Genomic DNA, 13,315 nt, shown 5'->3' on the forward strand with positions numbered 1-13,315 from the left:
ATAATGGCGCTTCATTTTGACTAGGATATCTGTTTGATAGAGTGCAAAGTGTTGGATTTTAAATCATAATAGCCAGTTAAAAGTGAATAAATTGTCTGTTGGAAAAATAGTAGGAAGTGGTGATTACTAGTATGGTAAATGTTCGTAGTAAAAGTGAAAGCAAGAGAAAGCAGATCCTAGAAGCCGCCACTGTGCTTTTTACTGAGCAAGGTTATAGTTCAACTAGTATGGATTTAATTGCAAAAAATGCAGGTGTTTCCAAGCAAACAGTATATAGCCATTTTGGTAATAAAGATGAACTATTTGCCGCATCAATAAAGCAAAAATGTGACTCATACCACATGACAGAAATTTCGGTTGCCGATGCTAGCGAGCCAGCAGAAATTTTGTTTGTATTAGCAAAGCGTTTTTTGGCGATGCTTACCTCGAAAGAAGCGCTAGCGATACATAAAATTTGTGCTTATGAATCAAATTCATATCCGCAATTGTCTGAATTGTTTTATCAAGAAGGACCCGAGCGCGTCGCCAATGAAGTTGCGCAACTTATGGCCGAGTTTCACAATAAAAAGCAACTTAATATTCCAGAGCCAAAATTTGCCGCTTTACAGTTTTTAAATATGGCGAAAGGCGAGTGTTGGATGCGTGTAGAATTTAATACTAAAAAGCAAATATCTGAAGATGAAGTCGATCTTTATTTAAAATCTAGTATTGCCATGTTTCTTAAAGGCTACAGTTGTTAAAATGTAGCCTAGGCACTGATTAACTTGCCTTGCCAGTAGAATCTCTTACCACTAATTCTGGTGTATATAGCTGAGTTTCGGGGTTATTTTTTTGTTTACGAGCACGTGAAATTAGCAAGGTAGCGGCGTCTTCTGCGATTTTTTGGTTTGGTTGGTCAGCTGTGGTTAATGTTGGCCAAGTTTGTCGTGAAAATGGGCTATTCTCAAAGCCAGTAATTGATAACTGTTCGGGAATTGAAATCCCCATCAAGCGCGATGCAAATAGCGCACCGGCGGCTATTTCATCGTTACATGAGAAAATTGCTGTTGGCTTTTTAGCTTTGCTAAGCAATGTTTTTGCGCCATTAACGCCTGACTCAAATGAATACTCGCCTTCGATGATCAGTGCAGGGTCTAACGTTATTGAGTTGTCGAGCAAGGCTTGTTTATAACCTCTGAGGCGCTCAACTGTTGATCTATGCTCTGCCTCACCAGCAATAAAGCCAATATTTTTATGCCCTAAATTAATTAAATGTTGAGTAATGCTATGAGCAGCGGCATTATCGTTAACCATAATGCAAGGGGCAATATCATCTGGCGCTATATCTCCGGAGACAATTCGAACCACTTCAATGTCTAAGTCTTTCATCTGCTGAACAAATTCAGGTTGTTCAGAAAATGGTGGTGTTAATACAAGGCCGGCAATGCGTGAATGCTTTACCATTTTAGTAATTTCGTCCAGCAAGTTTTCGGCTTTAGCGTCACACGGATGAATCAATAATTCAAAACCTTGTTTTTTACAGGCAGATAAAATGCCATTTTGCATGTCAATTACGTAATAAGCGTTCGGATTATCATATATAAAGGCAACACTGAATGATTTTGTACCCGCTAAATTTCGAGCCGCTAAGTTAGGCTGGTAATTTAACTCTTCAACAACTGCCATTACTTTTTCGCGGGTTGGCTGGCGCACAGAAGGTTCATTGTTCATGACGCGAGACACGGTTTTAATTGAAACTCCCGCTTGTTTTGCGACATCGTTAATCGTTGCTTTCATTCGAAGTTAACGCCTTAAATTATTCGTTATGTAAATCATTATTGTGCCTAAGGGTATTGTTTCTCTTGGCAGTGGGCAACCTTAAATATTAATTTTTTATCAGCTTGATTAATGCACTTGGCTATTTTTGAGGTTTTTAATATTAATTGACAGCGCTGTCATTTGTTAATAAAGTGCTCTGATTAAGTTCACTGTTTATCTGTTTGAGGAATGAATAATGTCGAATCGTCAATTACTGCCTAGTTGGAAAAAGCTGCTTAATCATGCACAGGAAATGAAATCCCAGCATATGAATGATTTATTTGCGGCAGATAACAACCGTTTTGAAAAGTTCGCTATTGAATTGCCTAACATGCTTCTTGATTATTCGAAAAACCTTATCAACAGTGAAACTAAGCAAAATCTACTGCAGCTAGCAAATGAATGTGAGTTAGAAGATTGGCGTGAAAAAATGTTTGCGGGTGAAAAGATTAACAAAACTGAAGACAGAGCTGTTTTGCACTCAGCATTAAGGGGCTATGTTGATGAGCAGCTAACTGTAGATGGCGAGAATATTCATCAGCAAGTAAATCAACAGTTAGAGAAGATGGCTGTTTTTGTTGATAAAGTTAGGCAAGGGCATTGGCTTGGATATTCAGGAAAACGAATTACAAATATAGTAAATATTGGCGTTGGCGGCTCAAACCTTGGCCCGCAAATGGTCACAGAAGCACTTAAGCAATATAGTGATGACTGTGTGAATGTTCATTATGTTTCTAACGTGGATGGCGCGCAAATTGCTGATATTCTAAGGCCGTTAGAGCCGGAAAATGTGTTGTTTATTGTTTCCAGTAAAACTTTTACCACCACAGAAACCATGACCAACGCCAAAACCGCAATAAACTGGCTAACAGCGGCATCATTTGATGACAAGGCGGTTGCTAAACACTTTGTTGCTGTAACCGCAAATGCAGCCAATGCTATGTCATTTGGTATTCAAGCTGACAATATATTTGATATGTGGGATTGGGTAGGTGGCAGGTTTTCTCTGTGGTCGGCGATAGGATTAGCAATTGCCTTAGACTTAGGTTTTGATAAGTTTAAGCAATTGCTCGCCGGCGCGAATGCAATGGATAATCACTTTCGTGATGCCCCCTTAGAAAATAACATGCCGGTTATTATGGCATTAATCAGTGTTTGGAATACGACGTTTTTGGGGGCAAAATCACAAGCTATTTTACCTTACGATCAGACCCTGCATATGCTCGCTGCTTATTTGCAACAAGCAGAAATGGAAAGTAACGGTAAATCTGTTACCTGGGACGGTGAAGAAATAGATTACCCAACGGTGCCGTCAATTTGGGGAGAGTTGGGCATTAATGGCCAACATGCTTTTTATCAATACTTGCACCAAAGCAACAATATAGTGCCAGCTGATTTTATTGGTTCAGTGGCAAGTGTTACCCCAGTTAAAGGTCATCATGAAACCTTAATGGCTAATTTCTTTGCGCAAACTCAAGCGCTGATGACCGGCGTCGACGAACAGCAAGTGCGAGAAGATTTACGAGCAAAAGGGCGAACGGCTGACTACATAGACAAAGTTGCGCCCCACAAGGTTCATAAGGGTAATCGCCCAACCAATACCTTGTTGCTAAAACGTATTGACCCCTTTAATTTAGGCCAGCTAATTGCGTTGTATGAGCAGAAAATTTTCGTTCAAGGGATTATTTTACAAATTTGTTCTTTTGATCAGTGGGGAGTTGAACTCGGTAAAGGTTTAGCCGCCAATATTCAGCAAGAGCTAGAGCAAAAAGAATTATCAGAAAATCATGATTGTTCAACAATGCAGCTGATGAAATACTATCTTAGTTCGCAAGATTAACCGAATACTTGTTGATAAATTAGGAGGCTAATGGCCTCCTTTTTTATTCAGTTTTATAACTATATCTTCTTTTTTATTCATTTAAAGTGAATAAAAACTGCTTACAAATAAAATAATTAAACGAGCAATAGTAAGCTTATTTAAACTTTAAACTATTATAATACAATAACTTAATAAAAAGTTATCGATTAATTTGTAATCAAGTGTAGCCAAAATGATAATTATTGTGTAAGGTTTTAGTTAGCTAATGACAACGCTGTCATGAATTAAAGACAGCGCTGTCTTCAACAAGGTTATACAAAATAACTACTATATAAAACGTGTGTAAGGGAAAGTCGATGTCATCTAAAACATTTAAAAAAGGCGTATTGGCGAGCAGTATCGCTATGATCCTTGCAGGTGGTGCTTCACCATTTGCAATGGCTGCAGAAGAAAATGCTGCTAATGCCGAAAAAGAAGTAGAACGAATTCAAGTTACTGGTATTCGCGGTTCACTTAAAGAAGCGCTCAATCAAAAGCGTTTTGCTGATGCAGTTGTAGATTCTATTTCAGCAGAAGACATCGGTAAGTTCCCAGATCGCAACATTGCCGAGTCTTTGCAACGTATACCGGGTGTATCTATTGTACGTAGCTTTGCCGGTGAAGGTGGTGATGTGTCAATTCGAGGCACTAACTCTGAACTAACGCAAGTTAGTATGAATGGCAACTATGTTGCTTCTACGGGTTGGTTTTCGCAGCAAGCGGCAAAACGTTCGTTTGATATGGATTTGCTGCCACCAGAATTAGTTGCAGGTGTTGATGTTTACAAGTCGCCAACAGCAACTTTAGATGAGGGTGGTGTTGGTGGTACTGTGATTGTACGTACACGAAAACCTCTTAGCTTAGACGCCAACACTTTATTTTTATCGGCTGAATATCAAGATAACAGCATTGCTGATGAAAATGGTCAAGGCTTTACAGGCATGTATAGCTGGAAAAACAATGATGAAAACTTTGGTATTTTAGCGGCATTGTCAACGTTAGAAACTATAGGTCGTGCGCATAAAGCTGAAAACTATATGGACGATGGTTGGGCTGGCGCAGGTATTGCTGAATTCGCACAAACCCGTGAACGTGATGCAATTGATTTAACGTTAGAGTATGCACCGTCAGATGAATTATCTATGAACTTGCATTACTTTCATGTTGATTTAGATGCTGCGAATAGTAACCAAAATTACCTAATTATTGCTGGTACTGATCCTGATGGTTTTAATGCAAATGTTACTGGGGCAACAAGCTTTGGCCCTAAAAATGGTTTTGCGTTGAACGGTACTTATGCTGGAGCGCCATTTGATGATCAAAATACTCGTAATGCAAAAATGGATACTGAAGTATTAGCTTACGAAATTGAGTACAGTGCTGATACCTACACGGTAAATGCAAAAATTGGTCAAACAGAAGCAACCGGTGGTGACGGCGGCAACTATAATGCGGGTTGGGTATCAAGTAATAGTGACCTATCAATTGATTTTGACATGAGTGGTAACAATGCCATGTTATTATCGCCAAATGGCACCGATGCTAGCGACCATTCAGAGTATATTCTAAATAATGGTGCTGTAACTGCTGGTTTCCGTAAAGATGAAGAAACCTTTGCTCAAGTTGATTTTGATTTTGAAGTTGACTGGGGACCAGTGTCGAATTTCAAAACTGGTGTTAAATTACGCGACCATGAATTTACCAGCTACTCTAATACTTGGACATTTGATGATAGTTTAACAACAGGTATTACTAAAGCAACGTTTGCTGATGGGCACTTTAACCACTCTGGTACTGGTTTACTTGCCGGTTCACCAACGAATATTGCCCGTGTAAATGGTGAAAAATTAAGAGCACATTACAACGCGCATAAAACAGGTGAAAGTTTAAATAAATCGAGTTACGGTGTTATTAAAGAAGATATTTTTGCTATGTATGTGCAAGGTGACTTTAGTGGTGATGATTATCGTGGTAACTTAGGCTTGCGCTATGTAGCCACCGATACTTCTGCAGATTATTATGGCTATATTGATACTTCAAAAATTGAAACAGAAAAAAGTGATTATAGTGATTGGCTACCAAGCTTTAACTTAGCGTTGAACTTGTCTGAAGATTTAATCTTGCGTATGTCAGCTGCTAAAGTAATAAGTCGTCCAAATTATACTTTTTTAAACCCAGCAGCAAATATTCCGTCTTCAAATTCTGGCGCAGCTTCAATCAACATTACTCGCGGTAGTATCAAGCTTGACCCTTATCGTGCAACACAAGCTGATATTGGCTTAGAGTGGTACTTTAATGATGAGTCTTTGCTGTCTGCAACCTTGTTTAGTAAAGATATACGTTCATTTATTGTTCCTGGGGCTAACGAAAGCAGAATTCAAGCAAATGGTACAACCTACATTGTTAGTGAGCCTGGCCAAGGTTTAGGTGGTGAGCTGCAAGGTATTGAAGCTCAATATCAACAACAAATGGGTGAATTTGGTTGGTCTGCAAACGTAACCTATACCGAAGGTTTTGGTTTACAAGAAGAAAATGATGCCATTGTTGAAAAGCCATTGTCAGGCTTATCAAAACTCAGCTATAACCTAAGCGCTTACTTTGAAAATGATATGTTTTCAGCACGTGCTGCATATACCTACCGTGATAGCTTTATTTCACCTTCGACGGGTATTGGTGGTGACACAAACTGGGATTCGTACGGCATTTTCGATATGAATGCCACTTGGCATGCCACTGACAACTTAGATGTAAGTATTGAAGGTACTAACTTATTTAATGAAACAACGACTCAGCGATTTGGTGAAGGTTTTACAGCCATGCGCTTAGCTGCTGATAACGGTCGTAATGTCTTCTTAAAAGTATCGTATCGTTTATAAGTTGTAACCGTAAACTTGGAAGGGAACTCTCCCTCCCTTTCAAGTTTTTTTTTATTTCCAATCGAAATCGTTCCACTGTTGAATTATCGCGTTATAGTAACCGCATGATTAACTCGCTATATGGAAAATTATCATGACCTCAGAAAATAATCATATTCTCATTATTGGTGGAGGCACTGCGGGCTGGTTAAGCGCAGCTATTTTGGCAAAAAGCTTAAATAGCAAAGCCAGAGATGGAGTGAAAGTTACGCTGATAGAGTCTCCTGATATTCCCATTCTAGGTGTAGGTGAAGGAACCTGGCCAAATCTTAGAGCTACATTGCGAAAAATTGGCATTAGTGAAACAGATTTTATTCGTGAATGTGACGCAACCTTTAAACAAGGTGCTGAATTTGTAAATTGGGCAAATACACCGACTGAAAATGAGCAATCAAGTTACTACCACCCGTTAAGTACTGTTAGCCATTCTTCCTATGATTTTAATCTCGCCCCCTATTGGTTAATGCAAAGTAAAGACTTGCGAAAGCCTTATGACAGAGCGGTCGCATCGCAAGCTCGGTTGTGTGATGCAGGTAAAGCACCCAAGCAAATTGTGATGGCAGAGTATAGTGCTGCTCAAGAATATGCATATCATCTTAATGCCAATAAATTTGCTGATTTGTTAAAGCGACACTGTATTAATAATTTAGGTGTGAAATTTATTAGTGCCAACGTAACTAAGGTAGTTTTAGATGATGATGAATTTATTTCCTTAGTCGAAACGGATCATAAAGAAGAACCAACAATAGCTGCCGACTTCTTTATTGATTGTTCTGGGGCTAAAGGCTTAATTATTAAGCAAACCTACCATATCGATTGGCACGACATAAGTGATGTTATATTTAACGACACGGCGTTAGCGGTACAAGTGCCATATAAAAATAGTCAACAAACAATTAATACACATACCATTGCAACGGCACAAACGGCGGGTTGGATTTGGGATATTGGTTTGCAAGAACGTCGTGGCGTCGGCCATGTTTATAGCAGTAAATATATTGATGAGAGCCAGGCGAAGCAGCAGCTAATTGACTATATTGGCGACGATTATTCAGCAGATCTTGCCATTAGAAAAATCAAACTCAACCACGGCTACCATAAAAAGTTTTGGCATAAAAATAGTGTTGCTATTGGCATGTCGGCGGGCTTTGTTGAACCATTGGAAGCATCGGCAATATACTTATTTGATGCTGCAGCCAATATGATAGCCGCACAATTCCCGCGTAAACGTAGCCAAATGTTATACGTGGAAGAAAAGTTTAATCAGCACTTTACTATGCGCATGGAGCGTACGGTTGAGTTTATTAAACTACACTATTGTATTTCTCAACGGCGAGATAGTCAGTATTGGGTCGATAATTGTGCTAGCAAAAGCATACCTAAGCATTTGGCCCAGCGATTAGATTTTTGGAAAACACAGCCACCAACTAAGTATGATTTTGACAATGCTTGGGAGCCCTTTAACTTAGACAGTTACCTTTATGTTTTATACGGTATGAATTTTAATACAGATATAACATACAATGCCTCATCATATCCCGATGTTGCTAAAGCTCAAGAAATGTTCAATCGCATTGATGGTGCGAGCAATATGTTGATTGAAAAATTGCCTGAACAACGACAGCTGATTGAGCAAGTATTACAGCATGGCTTTAATAAGGTTTAGAGGTTTCAGATGAATAATAATATCGATCAAGTTGTTATTGTTGGTGGTGGTACAGCAGGTTGGTTAACTGCAGCAAAACTGGCCAAAAAGCTTAATAGCACTGCTGACAATGCCGTGCAAGTGACTTTAATTGAGTCACCGGACATTCCAACCATAGGTGTAGGTGAAGGCACATGGCCAACTATGCGAAAAACCTTGGCGGAATTGGAGATAGATGAAAGTGAGTTTATGCGCTTTTGTTTTGCTTCTTTTAAACAAGCAACCAAGTTTGTTAATTGGAAGGAAACGCCGACCACAAATAAGCAAAATTATTACTATCATTTATTTAGCGGTATTGTTAGCGCCGAGGAATTTAACCTTAGCCCTTACTGGTCAATGTCAGATAAAAGCCAAACCTATGCAGACTTTATAAGCCCTCAGGCGGCTATTTGTCAGCAAGGGCTGGCCCCGAAAAGTATGACTAATAGAGCTTATGAAGGCCTTGTAAATTATGCTTATCATCTTGATGCCGGTAAATTTGCCGACTTTCTCAAGGAACTATCTTGCCGTAAGTTTGGTGTTAAATTTATCAGCGCTAATGTCACTAAAGTAAATGTAAACCAGCAAGGCGATATTCAAGCGCTTGAAACCGACAGCGCGGGAACAATTGTCGGCGATTTTTTTGTCGATTGTTCAGGTTTTAAATGCCTGTTATTGGGTGAAACCTTTGGCATAAAATTTAAATCGATAAAAGACACATTATTTACTGACAACGCAATTGCCATGCAAGTGCCTTATTTATCTGAACAGCAAGATATAAACAGCGCGACTATTTCTACCGCCCAAACGGCAGGTTGGACATGGGATATTGGTTTATCAAATCGTCGTGGCACAGGCTATGTTTATTGCTCAGACTTTATTAGTCATGATGAAGCTGAAGCAACACTAAGGGCATATGTGGGACCACAAGCAGAGCAATTATCTGCACGTCGAATTAAAATGAACTGCGGATATCGAGAAAAGTTTTGGCACCGCAATTGTGTTGCTATCGGCTTGTCAGCTGCCTTCGTTGAACCATTAGAAGCGTCCGCCATCTTTCTTATTGAGGCCTCTGCAAATATGCTGTGTGAACAATTTCCTCGCCATCGAAGCTTATTGCCGATAGTGGAGAAAAAGTTTAACGAATCCTTTACTTATCGATGGGAAAAAACAATTGATTTCATCAAGCTGCATTACTTTTTATCTAATCGTAGCGAAGATTTTTGGCAGGCCAACAAAGTATTATCATCCGTTCCTGAACGTTTGCAAGAACAAGTGAAAAACTGGCAATACCACCCGGTAAGTCAATATGATTTTACCCATGTTTACGAGCCATTTTTGCAAGACAGCTATCAATACGTATTGCATGGTATGGGGTTTGGGCAAAAGCTAGCCTATAACGCGAGTTCATTTTCTCAGCAAGCAATGGCTGACAATATTCGTCAAAAAAATGAAAAAATTACTCAACAATTATTGGCACAGTTACCAACTAATAGAGCGTTAATGACTCAGTTGATGGATCATAACTTTCAAGCCATTTAAAAAATTTTAAGGATTAAGCATGCCAAATTACCAAGCGTTGAATAGTCAGCAACATCAAAATCTAAAAATAATCGTTGATGGCAGTTATAGTCATGCAGCGAACTCACATGTTGTACCACTATCTGTTTTCGAGCTTACACAAGCACAAGCTGATTACCCTATTGTTTTGATTAAAGACTCGCAAACTGGACAATTTCATTTAGTGGCATTAGTCGGCCTAAAACCAAATGAAAATTTGTTTAACAAAGCCGGCAGCTGGCAAGCTGAATATATTCCATTGCAGTTACAAGGTCACCCATTGGCATTAACGCAAGCTGCTGAAAATAATGATAAGCAAATTGTCGCCATAGACCTTGATGCTGCGTCGGTTAGCGAAAGACAAGGGACAGAGCTGTTTACAGCTGACGGGCAACAATCAGCATTATTGGCTGATAAAATTGACTTGATGTCAAAATTTAATGCACAAGTAAGTGCAACTCAACACTTTACTACGTTACTTGTTAGCAATGAACTTGTATCACCACAAGCGCTGACCGTTAAAACCAATCAAGGTGAAGAAGTTAATTTAACTGGCCTATATATAGTTGACGAAAGCAAACTGAATGCTTTGTCGTCTGATGCGTTTGATGCATTAAAAAAAGAAAACTTACTGGCTCCCATTTATGCTTGTATATTTTCATTACAGCGTATCTCACGATTAATTAGTTTAACTTAACGCTTCTAGCAAAACCTAAGTGCATAGTCGGTATTGTCGCGCTATGCCATTCCATCATTTTCTATAAAATACGTGAAGAGTAATTATGTTTAGTAAATCAATGGCAGTAGTTTTTTTAGGCGTCTTATCTTTAAGTGCTTGTGGGAAAAAAGATTTAGATGTTCAAGCAAGTAAAGGCGAACTCGATTCAACAGCAGAGGCAAAATTGGCGCTTAGCTCTGTAACTGCAAACGATATCAGCAATATTGCAGAACATTTGCAAGTTAAACACAGGGTTGTGACCAATGTTCCTAGTGACAAATGTAATAAAGATATAGCTGATGGCAAGTGTTTTGAAGTTGAGCTACTGTTAACTGCCAACCAAGCGATAGCTGCGAACAATTGGCAAATTCACTTTAGTCAAATCTCGCCGATTCAATCATTTGAAAGTGACGAGTTTAGTGTTACTCACATCAATGGTGATTTACATAAAATAGCATTAACAGAGAGCTTTACCGGTTTTACTAAAAATGAAACTAAGCGCATTGTCTATCGCGCCATGTTTTGGTCATTGTCAGAAACTGATGCTATTCCAAATTATATTGTTAGCGCTATAAAAAATGTTAATGGCGAACATATGATTCAACCAGCGGTCATTAAAAGCACTATGGCGGGTATTGACCCGGAAACAGGTTTAGAGACCTTGCCTTTTGTTGTACCTTTTACTGATGTTGAAAAACAATTTAAGCGCACGAACAAAGACAAAACTCAGTGGTTGAGTAGCGCGCAATTATACCAGCGAAATTTAAAATTAGATGGGGAACATGTTGATGTAACGAGTGCCATTATTCCAACACCTAAACAGATAATTGTTGATAGCAAATTACCTGTTATTGATCTTAGTCGCGGCCTTAAAATTGCTTTTAACAATGTCGAACCAGAGCTTGTTATGGCGGCCATAATGCGATTGCAACGCTTAGGTATAAAGCAAAATGAGGATGGTTTTAAAACGTCATTACGTATTGTAGAAAATGCCAATAAGCTAGTGGGTAGCTATCAATTAAATGTAAATAGTCAAGGTATTGAAATTGTTGGAGTTGACAACGCAGGGGTATTCAATGGTTTACAATCTTTAGCTGGGCTGTTAATGCCCAATAGTAAAACGATAGCGCAAGTACGCATTGATGATGAGCCACATTATCAATTTCGAGGTTTATTGGTTGATGTTGCCCGCAACTTCCATTCTAAAGCGTTTATTTTACGCTTACTTGAACAAATGTCGGCATATAAATTAAATAAATTGCATTTGCATTTAGGTGATGACGAAGGCTGGCGATTGGAAATTCCATCATTGCCGGAGCTTACGCGAGTTAGTGCTCAGCGTTGTTTTGACCTCGAAGATGCACATTGTTTGCAACCACAACTTGGTGCTGGCGTTAGCCCTGAAAATGACGTTAATGGTTATTACAGTGTCGCTGATTATCAAGAAATATTAAAAGCGGCCACAGCGAGACACATTCAGGTGATCCCTTCACTCGATATGCCAGGCCATTCAAGGGCGGCAATCAAAGCCATGGCAGCCCGAAGTAAAAAATTTGCTATTGCGGAAAATGACGAAAAGGCACAGCAGTTTAATTTATATGATCCTTTAGATACCACTAAATATTCATCGGTACAGTTCTACAATGACAATACTATTAATGTTTGCTTAGAGTCGTCTTACGCGTTTGTGCATGAGGTAATGACACAGGTGAAGCGCATACACGCCGAAGCGGGCCAACCATTAACACGCTACCATATTGGCGCTGACGAAACCGCTGGCGCTTGGATGGATTCGCCAGCGTGCAAAGCATTTGTTGCTAATAATACTCATGGGGTCAAAAGTATGAGCGAGCTAGGCGCTTACTTTATTGAGCGTGTTGCTGGAATTCTGTCGGATTTAGATATTGAAACCGCAGGTTGGAGTGATGGTTTGTCTCATACTCGCAAAGAGAAGATGCCAGCCATTGTGCAATCAAATGCTTGGGATGTTTTATTTTGGGGTGGTCATGAAAAAGTACATGAACTTACTAATAGAGATTGGCAAGTGGTGATATCTAGCCCTGATGTACTGTATTTTGATTTTCCTTATGAAGCTGACCCTAAGGAACACGGTTACTACTGGGCATCTCGTCATACCAATACGGAAAAAGTATTCCAGTTTATGCCTGATAACCTGCCAGTTCATGCCGAAATTTGGCTTGACAGAGAAGATAATGCTTATATCGCTGATGATAGGAAGTCTGCTTTAGCAAATGGGCTGAAGTTCTATGGTATTCAAGGCCAGCTATGGAGTGAGAACACCCGTAGCGATACCATGAGTGAATATAAAATATATCCACGATTATTTGCCTTAGCTGAGCGTGCTTGGCATAAAGCGGACTGGGCTGTGCCTTATAATTATCAGGGCGCGCTTTATAGCCAAGAAACAAATGCTTTTGATGAAACTAGAAAAACTAAACGTGATATTCAGTGGCGAAAGTTTGCAAACACCATAGGACAAAAAGCGTTAGCTAAGTTGGAAGCGGAAAACGTGTTTTATCGTTTACCGAATGTTGGTGCAATTATTGTGGATGGCATGTTAAAGGCTAATGTTGCCTTTCCGGGGCTCACCATAGAGTTCCAAGAAGATGATGGCCAATGGCAGGTTTACCATCAATCAGTCAAAGTTAAAGGCAATGTTAAGGTGAGAAGTCGTTCTTTTGATGGAGAACGCCGTTCTAAAACCTATGATGTGAACTAAATATTATTTAACTTCAACAGGTTAATATTTGTGACATTAG

At 39.3% G+C, this 13,315-nt stretch carries 8 protein-coding genes; 7 read left to right on the forward strand and 1 reads right to left on the reverse strand.

What is annotated here, in order from left to right; translation table 11 throughout:
• Positions 1-131: 131 nt before the first annotated feature.
• Positions 132-740 (forward strand): TetR/AcrR family transcriptional regulator, encoded by a 609-nt coding sequence (locus AC27HL_RS02860; protein WP_487078858.1) that lies wholly within the window; start codon positions 132-134, stop codon positions 738-740.
• A gap of 19 nt (positions 741-759) precedes the next feature.
• On the opposite strand, the gene AC27HL_RS02865 is transcribed toward AC27HL_RS02860, so the two are convergent.
• Positions 760-1,776: a LacI family DNA-binding transcriptional regulator gene (locus AC27HL_RS02865; protein WP_487078859.1), complete on the reverse strand. Its 1,017-nt coding sequence runs from the start codon at positions 1,774-1,776 to the stop codon at positions 760-762.
• A gap of 217 nt (positions 1,777-1,993) precedes the next feature.
• On the opposite strand from AC27HL_RS02865, the gene pgi reads away from it, so the two are divergent.
• From pgi to AC27HL_RS02895, 6 genes are all read left to right on the forward strand, one after another.
• A complete protein-coding gene (pgi, locus tag AC27HL_RS02870; RefSeq protein WP_487078860.1) occupies positions 1,994-3,637 on the forward strand; it encodes a glucose-6-phosphate isomerase in 1,644 nt (547 codons plus the stop codon).
• Between the two features lie 338 nt (positions 3,638-3,975).
• On the forward strand, positions 3,976-6,534 hold the full coding sequence (locus AC27HL_RS02875; protein ID WP_487078861.1) for a TonB-dependent receptor: 2,559 nt from the start codon (positions 3,976-3,978) through the stop codon (positions 6,532-6,534).
• A 133-nt stretch (positions 6,535-6,667) separates the two neighbouring features.
• A complete protein-coding gene (locus AC27HL_RS02880) occupies positions 6,668-8,239 on the forward strand; it encodes a tryptophan halogenase family protein (RefSeq protein ID WP_487078862.1) in 1,572 nt (523 codons plus the stop codon).
• A gap of 9 nt (positions 8,240-8,248) precedes the next feature.
• Complete coding sequence (locus AC27HL_RS02885; protein WP_487078863.1) at positions 8,249-9,799, forward strand: tryptophan halogenase family protein; 1,551 nt, start codon at positions 8,249-8,251, stop codon at positions 9,797-9,799.
• 19 nt (positions 9,800-9,818) lie between these two features.
• Positions 9,819-10,514, forward strand: a complete 696-nt coding sequence (locus AC27HL_RS02890; RefSeq protein WP_487078864.1) for a SapC family protein — start codon at positions 9,819-9,821, stop codon at positions 10,512-10,514.
• Between the two features lie 85 nt (positions 10,515-10,599).
• Positions 10,600-13,275 (forward strand): family 20 glycosylhydrolase, encoded by a 2,676-nt coding sequence (locus AC27HL_RS02895; protein WP_487078865.1) that lies wholly within the window; start codon positions 10,600-10,602, stop codon positions 13,273-13,275.
• The last annotated feature ends 40 nt before the right edge of the window (positions 13,276-13,315 follow it).

Source organism: Colwellia aquaemaris, assembly GCF_057548755.1.

What these genes read in the sequence shown, in the direction of transcription:
- AC27HL_RS02860 (WP_487078858.1), top strand. Translation starts at nt 132, where the DNA reads ATGGTAAATGTTCGTAGTAAAAGTGAAAGCAAGAGAAAGCAGATCCTA.
- AC27HL_RS02865 (WP_487078859.1), bottom strand. Translation starts at nt 1,776, where the DNA reads ATGAAAGCAACGATTAACGATGTCGCAAAACAAGCGGGAGTTTCAATT.
- pgi (WP_487078860.1), top strand. Translation starts at nt 1,994, where the DNA reads ATGTCGAATCGTCAATTACTGCCTAGTTGGAAAAAGCTGCTTAATCAT.
- AC27HL_RS02875 (WP_487078861.1), top strand. Translation starts at nt 3,976, where the DNA reads ATGTCATCTAAAACATTTAAAAAAGGCGTATTGGCGAGCAGTATCGCT.
- AC27HL_RS02880 (WP_487078862.1), top strand. Translation starts at nt 6,668, where the DNA reads ATGACCTCAGAAAATAATCATATTCTCATTATTGGTGGAGGCACTGCG.
- AC27HL_RS02885 (WP_487078863.1), top strand. Translation starts at nt 8,249, where the DNA reads ATGAATAATAATATCGATCAAGTTGTTATTGTTGGTGGTGGTACAGCA.
- AC27HL_RS02890 (WP_487078864.1), top strand. Translation starts at nt 9,819, where the DNA reads ATGCCAAATTACCAAGCGTTGAATAGTCAGCAACATCAAAATCTAAAA.
- AC27HL_RS02895 (WP_487078865.1), top strand. Translation starts at nt 10,600, where the DNA reads ATGTTTAGTAAATCAATGGCAGTAGTTTTTTTAGGCGTCTTATCTTTA.